The 16,925-nt window shown below is 38.4% G+C and carries 9 protein-coding genes; 7 read left to right on the top strand and 2 right to left on the bottom strand.

The annotated features are described in order from the left end of the window. From lspA to ABN212_RS18825, 7 genes are all read left to right on the top strand, one after another. Positions 1-516, top strand: a complete 516-nt coding sequence (lspA, locus tag ABN212_RS00930; RefSeq protein ID WP_109371833.1) for a signal peptidase II — start codon at positions 1-3, stop codon at positions 514-516. Between the two features lie 69 nt (positions 517-585). Continuing rightward, positions 586-1,056: an FKBP-type peptidyl-prolyl cis-trans isomerase gene (gene fkpB / locus ABN212_RS00935; RefSeq protein ID WP_349442727.1), complete on the top strand. Its 471-nt coding sequence runs from the start codon at positions 586-588 to the stop codon at positions 1,054-1,056. Then, positions 1,037-1,990, top strand: a complete 954-nt coding sequence (ispH, locus tag ABN212_RS00940) for a 4-hydroxy-3-methylbut-2-enyl diphosphate reductase (protein ID WP_109371829.1) — start codon at positions 1,037-1,039, stop codon at positions 1,988-1,990. The genes fkpB and ispH overlap by 20 nt, the downstream gene beginning before the upstream one ends. Positions 1,991-2,223: 233 nt before the next feature. Continuing rightward, entirely contained in the window at positions 2,224-3,045 is an 822-nt protein-coding gene (gene dapB, locus ABN212_RS00945) for a 4-hydroxy-tetrahydrodipicolinate reductase (RefSeq protein ID WP_349442729.1), read from the top strand. Between the two features lie 433 nt (positions 3,046-3,478). Then, a complete protein-coding gene (carA, locus tag ABN212_RS00950; RefSeq protein WP_198619315.1) occupies positions 3,479-4,642 on the top strand; it encodes a glutamine-hydrolyzing carbamoyl-phosphate synthase small subunit in 1,164 nt (387 codons plus the stop codon). A gap of 17 nt (positions 4,643-4,659) precedes the next feature. Beyond that, entirely contained in the window at positions 4,660-7,887 is a 3,228-nt protein-coding gene (gene carB / locus ABN212_RS00955) for a carbamoyl-phosphate synthase large subunit (protein ID WP_198625966.1), read from the top strand. A gap of 478 nt (positions 7,888-8,365) precedes the next feature. Then, positions 8,366-8,692, top strand: coding sequence for a Hok/Gef family protein (locus ABN212_RS18825; RefSeq protein ID WP_409281765.1), 327 nt, complete (start codon positions 8,366-8,368; stop codon positions 8,690-8,692). A 50-nt stretch (positions 8,693-8,742) separates the two neighbouring features. Here the strand turns inward: ABN212_RS18825 and ABN212_RS00965 are convergent, their stop codons facing one another. Together ABN212_RS00965 and dkgA are read right to left on the bottom strand one after the other, a co-directional pair. Continuing rightward, complete coding sequence (locus ABN212_RS00965; protein WP_349442731.1) at positions 8,743-15,876, bottom strand: Ig-like domain-containing protein; 7,134 nt, start codon at positions 15,874-15,876, stop codon at positions 8,743-8,745. A gap of 215 nt (positions 15,877-16,091) precedes the next feature. Further along, entirely contained in the window at positions 16,092-16,922 is an 831-nt protein-coding gene (gene dkgA / locus ABN212_RS00970) for a 2,5-didehydrogluconate reductase DkgA (protein WP_198619318.1), read from the bottom strand. Positions 16,923-16,925: the final 3 nt, after the last annotated feature.

Genomic DNA, 16,925 nt, shown 5'->3' on the forward strand with positions numbered 1-16,925 from the left:
ATGAAGAAAACACTTTGCTCTACAGGTTTACGCTGGCTATGGCTAGCCGTCGCCGTAGTGGTGTTGGATTTAGGAACGAAACAGTATTTCATGCAGACATTTCGTCTGTATGAATCTGTTGCCGTGATGCCTTTTTTCAACTTCACTTACGCCCATAACTATGGTGCTGCCTTTAGCTTTTTAGCAGATAAAGGAGGATGGCAACGTTGGTTTTTTGCACTGATTGCATTGGCAATCTGCATTACTTTATTGGTAATGATGTATAAAAACAAAGCGAGCGCTAAGCTAAGTAACGTTGCTTATGCGCTAATTATTGGCGGAGCATTGGGTAATCTCTCTGATCGTCTGATCCACGGGTTTGTCATCGATTTTCTTGATGTTTATATTGGAGATTGGCATTGGCCTACCTTTAATATTGCTGATATGGGGATTTGTATCGGTGCAGGGCTTATCATTATTGAGAGCTTTTTCCCTGATAAAAATGTCAGTCCTCAAGATACAAAAAAGCAAAAGTAATCAGACAAGAAGTTAACTAAAATAACCCCTGCCTTATGGCGGGGGTTACGCTTAATAGAAGGTATTAGTATGGTTATGCAGGTACTCAACGACAGCGCAGTGTTGCTGAATTTCACTTTAAAGTTAGCAGATGGCTCTGTTGCTGAATCTACACAAGCGCATGGTAAACCCGCTCTTTTTCATTTAGGTGATGAAAGTTTATCGCCAGCCTTAGAAGCTGAATTATTGGGATTATCAACGGGAGATAAAAAAACTTTTACGCTTGCAGGTGAACATCTTTTTGGTAAATACAATCCTGACTTGATCCAATACTTTATGCCTTCTGACTTCGCTGAGTCTGGTGTGCCTGAGGCTGGCACTATCATGCTATTTACAGCAATGAATGGCAGTGAAATGCCAGGCATTGTAAGAGATGTCACTGAAGATTCTGTAACTGTTGATTTTAATCATCCGTTAGCGTCAGAAGAAGTGACATTTGATATTGAAGTTGTCAGCATCAATCCTGAGGAGGAAACAACACATGCAAATACTGCTGGCTAACCCACGAGGCTTTTGTGCGGGTGTTGACCGAGCTATCAGCATTGTTGACCGCGCTCTGGAAATCTATGGCGCACCTATTTATGTTCGTCACGAGGTCGTTCATAACCGCTATGTCGTTAACGACTTACGTGAACGAGGTGCTATCTTTATTGAAGAAATTTCAGAAGTACCCGATAACGCGATTTTAATTTTTTCAGCTCATGGTGTTTCTCAAGCTATTCGTCAAGAAGCTCGCTCACGTAATTTAACAATGCTTTATGATGCAACTTGTCCACTCGTAACCAAAGTGCATATGGAAGTGGCAAGAGCGAGCCGTAAAGGCAAAGAAGCTATCTTAATAGGTCATGCAGGACACCCTGAAGTTGAAGGCACTATGGGGCAATACAACAACCCTGAGGGGGGAATGTATTTAGTTGAGTCGCCTGCTGATGTGTGGAAATTAGAAGTCAAAGATGAAGATAATCTTTGCTTTATGACCCAAACAACGCTTTCTGTTGATGATACATCTGAAGTGATTGATGCTTTAAATGCACGCTTCCCCAAAATTATTGGGCCTCGCAAAGATGATATCTGCTACGCAACAACCAATCGCCAAGAAGCCGCAAGAGAGCTTGCTGAAAAAGCGGATGTTGTATTTGTCGTTGGCTCTAAGAACTCATCAAACTCTAATCGCTTAGCGGAGCTTGCACAGCGTGCAGGTAAGCCTTCTTATCTGATCGATAGCTTTGAAGATATTGATGAGTCATGGGTGGCTAATGCAAATATTGTTGGCGTTACAGCAGGGGCTTCAGCACCAGATATTTTGGTTCAACAAGTATTAGAACGTTTAAAAACCTTTGGTGCTGATGACGTGATTGAATTATCAGGGCGTGAAGAAAATATTGTTTTTGAAGTGCCTAAAGAGCTTCGCCTAGATTATAAAGTTATCGAATAATCTCACTTAAATGTGATAGTGAATTTAAAAAGCAGAGTGAATGACTCTGCTTTTTTTATGTATAAAGTAAAGTTAAATGAATAATCATGCTGTTCATCTCTTTTACTGATAATGACTACGGTTTTGTGTGTTTTTCTTATCTCGAACGTTAAATGCTGGCATCAAGTGGATGACATCGTTAATCTGTAAACAATAAATAGAGACAATAAGTATTGTTAAGGAGAAATTGAGTTATGTCTGCAAAAGAACTTCGTCTTGCCGTTGTTGGTGCGGGTGGTCGTATGGGGCGCCAATTAATTCAGGCAATTTCTCAACAAGAAGGAACCGTTTTAGGTGCTGCTTTTGAGCGTACTAATTCTTCATTGATTGGTGCTGATGCTGGAGAATTAGCGGGTATTGGGCATATTGGTGTCACAATCACCGATAACTTGCTGTCTCAAGCGAGTGAATTTGATGTGTTAATTGATTTTACACGCCCTGAAGGCACGCTTTCTCATATTGCATTTTGCGTAGAACAGAAAAAAGGCATGATTATTGGTACGACAGGCTTTGATGATGAAGGTAAAAAAGCCATTGAAAATGCCGCCAAAATGATCCCAATAGTGTTTGCTGCTAACTTTAGTGTTGGTGTTAACTTGGTGCTTAAATTACTTGAAAAAGCGGCGAAAGTGATGGGTTCTTACAGTGATATTGAAATTGTAGAAGCGCACCATCGTCATAAAGTTGATGCACCATCAGGCACAGCATTAGCAATGGGAGAATCTATTGCAGATGCGTTAGGCCGTGATCTTAAAGAGTGCGCAGTTTATGAACGTGTAGGACATACTGGAGAGCGAGATCCTCAAAGCATTGGTTTTGCCACTATTCGTGCAGGTGATATTGTGGGAGAACATACTGCAATTTTTGCCGATATTGGTGAGCGTGTAGAGATAAGCCACAAGGCTTCTAGCCGAATGACATTTGCAAATGGCGCAGTTAAGGCTGCCATTTGGTTAAAATCCAAAAAAACGGGTCTTTATAATATGAAGGATGTTCTTTCATTGGAAGATTTGTAGTTTTTAAAAAATGTAATTTATTGAAAACTCATAACTATTTTTATAATTATGAGTTTTTTTATGTTTGTTTTATAAATTATTTTATAAGGTTTATTTTTATATCTTATCTCTATTTTTTCTCTGTTTTTTTCTCTCTAAAAAGAATAAATCATCTATTTTTCCTATTTAAACTCTAATTTTAAATTATCTTGGTAAGCAAACGGTTAAATTTGTAAGATTGATTATATAAATTGTCACTTGGTTAACTAAATTGCTAATGATTGATATTTTTTTAATTAAAAAGGTGTTTTTTCTAGACATCTGCTCGTTCGATCTTTAGAATGCGCCCAATTTGCCAAAAATTTGCCCAATTTTATGTTTTTGGCATTGATTTAGAGTCTTAAATCTGAATTAATATGCATGAAATGTGATTTATTATTCTCTGGAGGGCGTTTTGATTAAATCAGCTATACTGGTTCTAGAAGATGGGACCGAATTCCACGGCAAGTCGATTGGCGCAGAAGGCGCCGCCATCGGTGAAGTCGTTTTTAATACTTCAATGACCGGTTACCAAGAAATATTAACCGACCCTTCTTACTCCCAACAAATTGTTACTCTCACTTATCCCCACATTGGCAATACCGGCGTTAATCGTTCAGACGAAGAATCAGAAACAATCCATGCTCAAGGCTTAATTATTCGCGACTTGCCATTAGTGATGAGCAACTATCGTGCTGAAGAAACGTTATCTGATTATCTTAAACGTCATAACATTGTTGCGATTGCGGATATTGATACACGTAAGTTAACGCGTTTGCTGAGAGAAAAAGGCGCGCAAAACGGTTGCATTATCGCAGGCAATCATCTTGATGCTCAACAAGCTCTCGAAAAGGCCAGATCATTTCCTGGTTTAAAAGGAATGGACTTAGCAAAAACGGTGACAGTGAAACAGCCTTACCAGTGGACTCAAGGAAGTTGGACGCTAGAGAATGAATTACCAGAAGCTAAATTAGCGACTGAGTTGCCATTGCATATTGTGGCGTATGATTTCGGTGTAAAACGTAATATTTTACGTATGCTGGTGGATAGAGGATGTCGCGTTACTGTTGTACCTGCTCAAACGTCAGCTCAAGATGTTTTAGCCCTTTCGCCAGATGGTATTTTCCTTTCGAATGGCCCCGGAGATCCAGAGCCCTGTGATTATGCCATTAACGCCATTCAAACCTTTTTAACCACTGATATTCCGGTATTTGGTATCTGTTTAGGACATCAGCTATTAGCATTAGCTAGCGGTGCAAAAACCATCAAAATGAAATTTGGTCACCACGGTGGTAATCATCCTGTTAAAGATTTAGATAAAAATACGGTGATGATCACAGCGCAAAATCATGGATTTGCCGTTGATGAAACCTCTCTGCCTGCCAGTTTACGTGTGACACATAAATCTCTATTTGATGGTTCTTTACAAGGTATTCATCGCACAGATAAACCTGCATTCAGCTTCCAAGGCCACCCAGAAGCCAGTCCTGGCCCTCATGATGCGGCACCTCTTTTTGATCACTTTATCGAGCTTATCGCGCAATATCGTCAAAACCTGCAATCAGTGACAACAAAATAAATCAGGAGCGAAAGAAAATGGCTAAAAGAACAGATATCAAAACAATCCTGATTTTAGGTGCTGGGCCTATTGTTATCGGACAAGCGTGTGAATTTGACTATTCAGGCGCTCAAGCATGTAAAGCCCTACGTGAAGAGGGATATCGAGTTGTTTTGGTAAATTCAAATCCTGCAACCATTATGACCGATCCTGAAATGGCCGATGCAACGTACATCGAGCCTATTCACTGGCAAGTTGTGAGAAAAATTATTGAAAAAGAGCGTCCTGATGCAGTGTTACCGACAATGGGTGGGCAAACAGCCCTGAACTGTGCGCTAGAGTTAGAGCGCCAAGGTGTTTTGGCTGAATTTGGCGTTACCATGATTGGTGCAACAGCCGATGCAATTGATAAAGCAGAAGATAGACAACGCTTTGATAAAGCGATGAAAAAAATTGGTTTAGATACAGCACGTTCTGGTATCGCTCATAATCTTGAAGAAGCTTTTGCCGTTGCTGAACAAGTCGGTTTCCCTTGTATTATTCGCCCTTCATTCACAATGGGCGGGACTGGGGGCGGGATCGCCTATAATCGTGAAGAATTTGAAGAAATCTGTACGCGAGGCTTAGATTTATCACCCACTAATGAACTGTTAATTGATGAATCATTAATTGGTTGGAAAGAGTATGAAATGGAAGTGGTACGCGATAAAAATGATAACTGTATTATCGTCTGCTCCATTGAAAACTTTGATGCCATGGGCATTCATACGGGTGATTCCATCACTGTTGCACCTGCACAAACACTGACCGACAAAGAATATCAAATTATGCGTAATGCCTCGATGGCAGTATTACGTGAGATAGGTGTTGAAACTGGCGGTTCGAATGTTCAGTTTGCCGTTGATCCTAAAACCGGGCGCTTGATTGTTATCGAAATGAACCCTCGAGTTTCTCGTTCATCAGCGCTTGCATCTAAAGCAACAGGTTTCCCAATTGCAAAGATCGCCGCTAAATTAGCCGTGGGTTATACCCTTGATGAGCTAATGAATGATATCACTGGAGGGAGAACGCCAGCTTCTTTCGAACCTTCTATTGATTATGTTGTGACAAAAATTCCTCGCTTTAACTTTGAAAAGTTTGCGGGAACCAATGACAGATTAACAACACAAATGAAATCTGTCGGGGAAGTCATGGCGATAGGTAGAACACAGCAAGAGTCGATGCAAAAAGCGTTACGTGGTCTTGAAGTTGGCGCAACAGGTTTTGATCCTAAAGTTGACTTAGATGATCCTGAAGCATTAACGAAAATTCGTCGTGAACTAAAAGAAGCGGGTTCTGACCGAATTTGGTATATCGCAGATGCTTTCCGCGCAGGGTTATCGGTCGATGGCGTGTTTAATCTGACTAATATTGACCGCTGGTTCTTAGTGCAAATTGAAGAAATTGTACGTCTTGAAGAAAAAGTGGCAAAAGTGGGCTTAAAAGGCTTAACCGCAGATTTTTTACGCCAGTTAAAACGTAAAGGCTTTGCTGATGCGCGTTTAGCTAAGGTACTCAATGTAAAAGAACAGGCTATTCGCCAATTACGTGAGCAATATCAACTCCATCCTGTCTATAAACGTGTTGATACTTGTGCCGCAGAATTTGCCACCGATACCGCTTATATGTACTCGACTTATGAAGAAGAGTGTGAGGCGAACCCTCATCAAGATAAGCCAAAAGTGATGATTTTAGGTGGAGGGCCAAACCGTATTGGTCAAGGAATTGAATTTGATTATTGTTGTGTTCATGCGGCACTAGCACTGCGTGAAGACGGTTACGAAACCATTATGGTGAACTGTAACCCAGAAACGGTTTCAACGGATTACGACACCTCTGATAGACTCTATTTTGAACCCGTCACATTAGAAGATGTACTTGAAATTGTGCGTATTGAAAAACCGAAAGGGGTGATTGTGCAATACGGCGGACAAACTCCGCTAAAACTAGCCAGAGCGCTAGAAGCTGAAGGCGTGCCAGTTATTGGTACAAGCCCTGATGCTATCGATAAAGCAGAAGATCGTGAACGTTTCCAAAAAGCAGTGGATAAATTAGAGCTTAAACAGCCTGAAAATGCCACTGTAACAGCGTTAGAAGAGGCTGTAGAAAAAGCACAATTGATTGGTTATCCGCTGGTGGTTCGTCCTTCTTATGTACTTGGTGGACGCGCAATGGAAATTGTTTATGACGAAGTTGATTTACGTCGCTATTTCCAAACTGCGGTTAGTGTGTCAAACGATGCTCCCGTGTTGTTAGACCGTTTTCTTGATGATGCGATTGAAGTCGATGTTGATGCGGTTTGTGACGGTCAACAAGTCGTGATTGGTGGCATTATGGAGCATATCGAACAAGCGGGTGTTCACTCTGGTGACTCCGCTTGCTCATTGCCTGCTTATACCCTAAGCCAAGAAATTCAAGATGTGATGCGTAAACAAGTCCGTGAGCTTGCGTTTGAGCTTGGAGTCAAAGGGCTAATGAACGTACAATTTGCGGTGAAAGGTAACGATGTTTATCTTATCGAAGTCAATCCTCGTGCTGCTCGTACTGTTCCTTTTGTCTCAAAAGCCACAGGTGTGCCATTAGCGAAAGTCGCTGCGCGTGTCATGATTGGTCAAAGCCTTGAAGAGCAGGGAGTTACAAAGGAAGTTATTCCACCTTATTACTCTGTAAAAGAGGTGGTTTTACCTTTCAATAAGTTTGCAGGTGTTGATCCGATTTTAGGGCCTGAAATGCGTTCAACAGGTGAAGTGATGGGCGTCGGTGCAACCTTTGCTCAAGCCTTTGCTAAAGCGATGTTAGGCAGCAGTTCTACCATGAAGAAAAAAGGCAGAGCGCTTCTTTCTGTGCGTGCTGGTGATAAAAAGCGAGTTGTTGATTTAGCAACGAAATTACTAAAAAGTGGATTTGAATTAGATGCTACACATGGTACAGCCATTGTATTAGGTGAGGCGGGAATAAATCCACGTTTAGTGAATAAAGTTCATGAAGGACGACCGCATATTGAAGATAGAATTAAAAATGGTGAGTATGACTATATTGTCAATACCACTTCAGGTCGCCAAGCCATTGAAGATTCTAAAATTATTCGTCGTAGTGCATTAAGATATAAAGTCCATTATGACACGACATTAAATGGCGGATTTGCGACAACGCTGTCATTAACAGCGGACCCTACAGAAAGTGTTATCTCAGTTCAAGAAATGCATAAAAAGATAAGTAAATCTTAAGATTTACTTATTGTTGTAATAATGATCCCGAATATGAGGAGACTTGTATTCGGGATTTTTTATTTTTCTATTTGATATAAAAAAGATAGCCCCAAATAAATTTATTTGGGGCGAGTGCAAAACAAAGAGGTGGGTGCGGATCTTTTTTTCAAGTAAGGAGTCAAGAAAATAAAACAAGTTAATTTCTTTGTTTTAGCGGGTTGATTTTGTCTTTTTTTGTCGCTTGAGTCAAGAGGAAATTATTTTACGATGCTGAGTAACATATTGTTTTAATTGATTTAAATTTGTTATTTACTACGGATAAGGTATAGGGAATAGAGAAATTTCTGTTACTATATTGGCGGGTGCTTGGATCATTTTGGTTCAAGCATTTTGCAAGAGCCAAAAAGAGAAAAGCCCCGAATTCTATTTTCATAAAATCCGAGGACAGACTCAAACATCAACAACTTGATTCTGTCTCCTTTTCCGAAAGGAGTCAATGAAATTGACGAAAATAACCTTATTTGGCATTACGGTTATCTGTGTGACTGTTCTATGTTTTACAATAATTGTAGGCGAACGATTATGTTCACTTAACATTAGTAATGGAAACACAGTCGTTCAAGCTATTTTGATGTGTAATAAATGGCTTGGTTGGGGGGAGGTTTTCTCCCTCCCAATTTTTTCTTCAAGTTGTCAGAGTTTTGGTACAAGCACCCTATTATCTGAAATCAATGCGATCCAAATTGTGGGGGTAATGGGGGGATTTTTCTTAGGAGGCGCAGGAATGATGATATTAAGCGATACATTAGAAAAACAGCTTTAAATTAATAAAGAGCCTCGAGAGGCTCTTTATGGTTAATCGAATGATTTTAACTAAAGTTGGCTAATTTTCGTTATATTATTTTGTGATGGATTACCATCTCCATCCCAATTAACATGTTGTTTAAACTCATATGTTTTACCTGCGATAGTGACAGAGGTAATTAACGTTGCATTACCATGATGGGCAGAAGCACCGGCACCACTCCCCCAACATTCTTCTTCTATTGCCAGTGAATGACTATTAGATGGGAAACGTTGGTTCTCAATTATAGATGTATAAGTATCTTCATCGTTGTAATCGACTGAATCTCGAGTAGAATCGCCTTGTATATCAATAAGTTTGTGAGATACCGTGACTGGCTCAAAGAAATCACTTGCGTGGTTTCCTAATGTAAACATCGGCCTTGCAATAACATGAACTATATCATCCAATTTACTCATTCTACATGAATTTCTCGGCACACTAGCATTATTAGTATTAATAAATGAAATAGAGCCGTTTAATTCTAAATCCATATACCTAGGATGGATCGGTTTTACATCTAGTGGATAATAAACCGCATATTGTCTACCTATATTTGTACTTGGATCATGATCGTGAATGTCAAACACAATGACTTTGATTTTAAGTTGAGTACTTTTAAATAAATTTTTATCAAGCTTAAATGAGCTAGTGATGTTGGGTCTACCAAGAAGCTGATTTTGGTCATAAGCAAGGATTTGACTGGTTTTTTGATTTCCATCCCATAATTCAAGATTAACTGCATAATCACTTGCTGCTGTATCTGGCGGTAACCAAGAAAAAGTTAACGAATCATCTTCATAAACAGGAGTCCAATTTATCGATATATTATCATGAGGTATGATTTGTGCCTTTTTATTGTTATCAACCCTTCGTGTTACTGAGTTAATAGTGATATGAGGTACTTTTCTGACATCGACAGAATAAGAACCTTGAGATTGATAAAAGTAATCATTTTCTTTTGATGTCAAAATGATATCTGTTTTACCTGGATTGACTTTAACAATAACCCCACTTTCTTTTATTGCTACAATATTAGGATCTTTTGCTGACCAGGTACCTAGAGCTTCTTTAGGCAATGGAATTGTTGGTTGTTGTACATCAATATTAGTATCCATTTCAGATAAAATAATGTCTTTTTGTGCAAAAGTGATTTGGAGTGTTCCTTTACCTTGCTCGTAATCCACTGCCACTGCATCTGCTAGAAATTGATCAGTCGCATCACTTTTGATGTGTATTTTCGTTTTGCCTGGTTTTACTTCTGTAATAGTGCCTTGTGTATCAACGGTGGCTACACGTTGATCATCACTGATATAATACAAAGGAATATTTTTTACGTCTGTATTGCCAAAAGTGGCGTTAACGTTATGCACTACTCCATCATTCCATACCGATTTAATCGTACCCGATGACGCTAATTGCAAAATAGGTTTCGCTTTTTCAATGACTAAAGGATAACTACTTTGCGCTGGTTGATATTGATCATTACCTGATGTTTGTAATGTGATAACTGCAGTACCCGCTTTTTTCATCGAAATACGACCGCTAGTTGTATCAATAGAGGCAATAGTCGGATCGGAACTAGACCACATCATATTAATATTATTAGGTAATCCTGTATAACCTAGTGCGCTGATTGGTGCTGAAGCGTAGGTTTCTTGTTGGATTTGTTTGTCAAAAATAATATCAGGTTTAGGAATAGTGACTTTAATAATAACGGGTTTAGCAACAGCGATCCCTTCAGCTTCTGCGGCTAATGTAATATCTGTTTTAACATTAGAAGTTAGTTTGGTTTGATATTGACCATTTCCTAATGGTTTTAATGGATTATCACTAAAATGCGCAGTACCCGTTGTGGCTGTTAAGCTAACCGTTTTGCCATCAATCGTGTTGTCATATTTATCAACTAATTTTACTGTTAAAATAGCTTCGTCTTTATCATCGCCGCCAATAGACTGGCGACTTGTTGTCAGTGTTGACTTATTAGCATCAATATCCGCAGGGAGCACAGTCACATCTTGAATTGGCTTATAGTTGCTTAAATCAAGATAAGCACTCATCTTGATGATACCCGCAACATGGCTAGTTACTTTGGTTCTTGCGACACCTTTAGCATCTGTATAGGTACTAAAATCATAATCATCAGCTAAACCTTGTAATTTCCATGACACAATAACGTTTGGCAAAATATTATCATTAGCATCAACAATAGTTGCTTGATAATTAACGCCTTTATCACCTGCAATTATGCTCGTTCTATCCACATCAACAGATTTTACTTGCCATGTTGTTGCATCGGCACGAAGTTGTAAGGTTTTTTGCTTTTTAAAATCAACGCCATTGATATTGACACTTAACTGCGCTGAGCCTGATTTTTTTCCCGTTGCTTCAATTTCATAATGGCCAGGAGAGACTTGTTTCGCTGGGCTAAATACAATGGTTGGGTTATCCGATATTCCTTTCACTTGTTGATCTGGCAGAATATTACCGCCTTTATCTTTAATGATTAAACTCAATAAGGCTTTTTCTTTACCATTAGCTACGATATTCGCTGGGATTAATGTGATTTCTGAACGGTTTTCATCAACATCATCCGCGACAAAGTTAACATCTTTAGCGTGATAAATACCTGATTTTAAAACCACATTAACTTTAGCTAACCCAGCTGGCCCTCGTGTTAATTTTGTTTGGGTAACGCCTTTATCATCTGTAAAAGTCAATGCGGAGCTTAAGACACTGACATTGTCAGATGTCCATGTGACAGGCGTATCTTTACTGACTGGATTATCATATTTATCAATTAAATAAGCGGTATAGGTGATAGTGTCTCCGGCTTTAGGCGTTAGATCACTGATAACAATATCACGCACTTTGGCACTGATATTATCTGGAATAACGGTCAATGAAACCGATTGAGTTAAGGTGACACCGCTAATGATGGCATGAATTTGCGTTGTACCCATTTTTTGTGCACTGATTGTGGCTTTATAAACACCTGTGCTGCTCTCGGTAAATTTACTCTCTTTAATATTAAGCTGAGTAGAATATTGAAGTTTAATATCATCTTTCAATCCAGGGAGTAAATTCCCTTGATTGTCTTTTGCAATGACCGTAATTTCGGATTGATCATAAGTCCGAGTACCATCCCCCGCTGTAATAATGGAAGGGGAAAGAGCAAGTGTTGAGTGCGTTGGGGATATGACATCCGTTGTAAAGACAATGTCATGATCAGCTTCAAGAAACTCTTGCGCATCTAGCATAGCAGTGACTTTTGCTACACCTGCTTGTGTGCTTGCCAGCGCAATCTCTGCAACCCCATTTTTATCTGTTTTACTAATTGGTAATGGTGAAAGTTGACCTAATGATGTTTGCCAACCTACCGTAATGCCTTCCATGCTTGGGTTGCCTTGCTTATCTACAATATGGGCTTTAATAACGACACTATCTTTCCCATTTGCAGTGACAGTATAAGGCGCAATGACATTAACTGATTGAATCATGGCATTTTGTGTATCAGCAACAAAACCAAGAGGTTGTGTTAATACAAATGGATTCGCTGCACCATATTTTGCTGTTATCTCACTAATACCTTCTTTTTTTCCTTTAACCTCAAATTGATAAAGTCCGTTATTTTTATCAATAACATTACTGAATGTAATAGTGGGATTATTGCCACTAAGACTGATATATTTTTCTTGTTTAGGAACTGGGTTATCAAATTGGTCTTTTAATTCGACTGTACCAGTAGAGATACTTTGTCCATTAGCCACGATAGTTTGCGGATCCAATTTAAAGTGGCTATGGTTTTTATCTACTTCCCCAGGTTTAAATAAAAGATTAATTGATGCGCTTTGATTGTTATTTAGACGGCCAGTTAATGTTACTGCCTGTGCTATTTTTCCTTTTATTTCGACTTGTGCATTACCATGAATATCTGTTTTTACCATTTCTCTATTTGGATGATTGGGTGATGCATTCCAAAAAACAGATTGTTGGATTAACGGATTATTATTAGCATCAACGACATGTGCTGTGACGGTAATAGTGTCATTATCATCAGCAATGGCTTCTGTTTTATTATTAGCCGATAAAGAAATTGTTGCACTCTTTGGATCAGAAATGGCGTTTATTGTGGTCTGTGCTTTATTCCCATTTTTAAGTGAAGCAATGGCGGTAATAGTTCCCGCTTGAGCGGTATTAATCGAAATAGCTGTTTCACCTTGTTGGTTAGTTTTTGTCTCTTTTTGATTTGCTGTTCCACCGTTAATATCCCAATTGACGGTAACGTTAGGTAATTTATTGCCGAATTTATCTTTTACAACTGCGGTTAATATGGCTTGCTCTTTATTATCCGCAATCAATTGGGTTTTATTAGCGGTTAAGGTAATTAAACCTTTCTGGTTATCAGCAATAAAAGTAATAGGTGATGCATCCAGTGACCCATTACTGATACTGGCAGTAACAATAACATCAAAGGCTTGAGTACTGGTCACTGTAGTTTGAGCGATACCTTGGTTATTGGTGGTTGAAACTTCATTAATAGAAACAATCTGTTGGTCACGATTAGTCGACCAAATGACTTTTGCATTTGGCAAGATGTTGTGATTGTTATCTTCAACGACCGCGGTAAAGGTTACTGCTGTTTTACCATCAGCAATATAAGGTTTTGCCGATGGCGTTAATGAAATAATTTTACCGTTGGATAGATCGGCAATAAATTGCGTTGTCTTTTTGGTGACTATTTTATTAACTAATGCACTTACAGTGGTTGTGCCTGATATTTGGCTGGTCATCGTTGTTGATGCATTACCTTGATTATCAGTCAATAATTCAGTTTCTTTGAGCAGGGCTTGGTTATCAGCAGATAATTGTATTTTAGCGTTGGGAACAGGATTATTGTTTTTATCAATAACATTGAAAGCAATATGTTTTTCATCTTTTCCATTAGCGAATGAACTGTTTGGATTGATGGTAAAGGTATTTATTTTTGCTGAGTTAATATCGGCAATAAAATCAACATTGGTTGAATAGGTGATTTTTTTAACGCTAACACCAATCATACTTTTACCAATATGGGTATTGGTAATAGGAACAATGATTTTACCGTCTGAGTCTGTATTGGTTTGCTTGATTATCGTTGCGCCATTATCGGCAGTAAATGAGACTGGATAGTTAGGAATTCTATTCGCATTAATATCAGTCACAATAACTTGTATTTTATTTTGGCTTTTACCATCAGCAGGGGCATTATTTTTGATTACGGTTAATCCCCCTTTTGCAATAATGGCGGAATGTGTATCAGCGACAAAAGTGACTTGTGCTTTATTAAATGTGTTATCCCTAAATTTAGGTGTTAATGTCACAATTTCAGGAGAACTTCCCGCGGTGACAGTGATTTGATATTTCCCTGTATCTATTCGGTTGAAATTGGAAACTTTGCTACTACTGGTAGGGTTATCAGATTGAACCTGTAGTGAGAGTTCTTTGAGATTGATATCAACAGGAAGATTATCATTATCTAAAATTGATAAAGTCAGATTTTGTGCAGAGTAATTGTCTGCGGGCAGTTGTGTGGCTTTCGGCGTAAATTGGCTATTTTGTGTATTGATAGCGGATTGATCAACTATAATTTGACTTTGTACGGGATCAGAACGATTACCTTGTTCATCAATAGCAACAGCACTTATTATGTAGCTGTTTTTTTCAGCTGAACCTGAAATATGACGAGGAAGGATTATCGAGTAGTTAAGATTATTATTATGATTAATTTTACCCCCATTGGCGATTAAGCGACTTGCTGACCACTCAATCTGTTTAACGGGATATTTTGAACGAACTTGTACACCTAAATCTTTTTCTTCTTTTGCGTAACCGTTAAGGGTTGGATTCATTGAAAGGAAGACTAAGGTTTTCTTTTTATATTCCAAAACAATGTCATTATTTCTATCAACAAAATCATAGCGATTTCCCGACATTAAACGCATTGCTCGCACATTATCTGAATTGAGCTGTGAAGCGATTGATTCACCAAGGCGATACTGGATATTTACGTCAAATTTATTATCACTATTGTCATTTAAACCAAAACGACGTTCAGCGCCAAAGGTAATTAAAGGCACTGGTGTATAAGTTAATCCCGCAGTATAAGCGTGGGGATTTTCTTGGCGATTATCTTTGCCAAATAAACCAACTTCTTTACCATAATATTGCTCAAAAATAAGCTTTGCACCTAATTGCGGATAAGCAGGTAGATAGCCCTCGGTTCTAATATCCCAACCATTTGCAGGGCGTTCATTATAATCCATGACATCATCGGAAGTGCGCCAGTTGGATAAGCGATGATAGTGGTTTGCACTCAGTTTAAAGTAATCTCGCCACACTTCGGCACCCACACCAAAGCGACTGTGATAGCGACTTAAGTCATAGTCATAAAAGGCATTAAGACCCACCATAAATTTATCAGTAAAATGCCGGTAACCAATCCCTTGGTTTAATTGGCTACGAGAATCTTTACGGTGATAACTGGTTTGAGAGAAAACTAAGTTTTTTTCTTGATCGTATAATGGGATCAAGAGATCTGCTGAGCTATTTTCTAATGTGAAATTTTTATCAGTAGAAAGTGACACACGAGCATGACCAAATTGATTAAGCCACTGTTCTATTTGTTGATTGGCTTTACTTGAAACTCGGCTTATTGCGTATTGAGTTGCATCAGTATCTCTATTTAATAAAGATGAATTATCGACAATAATCTGTGCCAGTTCTTGCCCATTAGTCGAAGGGATCGGAATATCTTGACTGTTATTATTTAGCCATTTTTTTGTTAATAAAGGCTCATCGGGGATATTAAGTGTTATGCCCACCTTTATTTTTAATTTACCCACTAAAGAGACATAATCAGGATTAGCTTCTATAAGTTTAAATAATTTTATATTAAATTGCTTAGCGATAGATTCAGGTGTATCTCCTACTTTAACCTGATAAGTTTTCTGTTTTTTTAATAAATTAATAGCCTGTTTTTCTTGGCTGTTTCCATTAGCAAATACATTGGCTGGAAGGGTTGCTGAGATAGGAAATGCCAGTTGAATAAAGATATTAAACCAAGCAACTTTCTTTGTAATAGAAGAGAGTTGAGGCGTTAGTCCACTTTTAAATTTTGTCATTTTTAAACTCACCGTAACAAATAATGATGAGATTCTCGTATTTATAGATGTTTTAGATATCAGAAAGTGAACTTGAATTAATTAATTATTCAATATATAAAAATAAATGATCAAAAAAATAAAATAAGTTTAGAAATAAAAATTGAAAAGGAATTTTAGGTATAAAAAAGCCAATAGAAATAAATACTATTGGCTTTTTTATTCAGGACAAAAAATTAGATATCAACAAAAATATCAGGATCAGGACCTAAACGTTTTTTCTGATCAAGTGCTGCCATTTCTGCAACTTCCTCTTTCTCCAATTTAAAATCAAAAATATGGAAGTTTTCTTCTATGCGAGAAGGTGTGACAGATTTAGGGATCACCACAAGCCCACTATCTAGATGCCAACGTAAGACGATTTGTGCTGGGGTTTTATGATATTTTTCGGCAAGTTTTTGAATGATGGGTTGGTTAAAAACACCTTCACCCCCCTGTGCTAAAGGGCTCCAAGATTCGGTCACAATATTATGCGTTGTGTTCCATGCTCTTAATGGTGCTTGTTGCATTAAAGGGTGAATTTCAATCTGATTAATAACAGGGGTTACACCTGTTTCAGTAATGATACGTTCAAGATGTTCTTCTTTAAAATTACAGACACCAATACTTTTTACCAAGCCTTCTTTTTGCAAAATAATCATCTGTTTCCACGCTTCAACATAAAGTTCGCGTGAGGGGGCAGGCCAATGCATTAAATAGAGATCAATATAATCAAGTTGCAAACGCTGGAGACTTTCTAAGACAGCACCACGAGCATGCGTTTGATCGTTGTTCCATAATTTTGTTGTGATAAAGAGTTCATCACGAGGAACCGTAATCTGTTTTAGCGCTTTACCCACACCTTCTTCATTATGATAAATTGCCGCAGTATCAAAAAGGCGATAGCCTGTATCAAGTGCGTGATGAATAGCGTTAACAACTTGATGATTATCTGCTTGCCAAACACCCAGCCCCAGTTGTGGGATGGCATTTCCATCAGATAATTTGATCAGTTTAGGTTTATCCATTTC

It is taken from the genome of Proteus genomosp. 6 (assembly GCF_040139785.1).
GTDB lineage: Bacteria > Pseudomonadota > Gammaproteobacteria > Enterobacterales > Enterobacteriaceae > Proteus.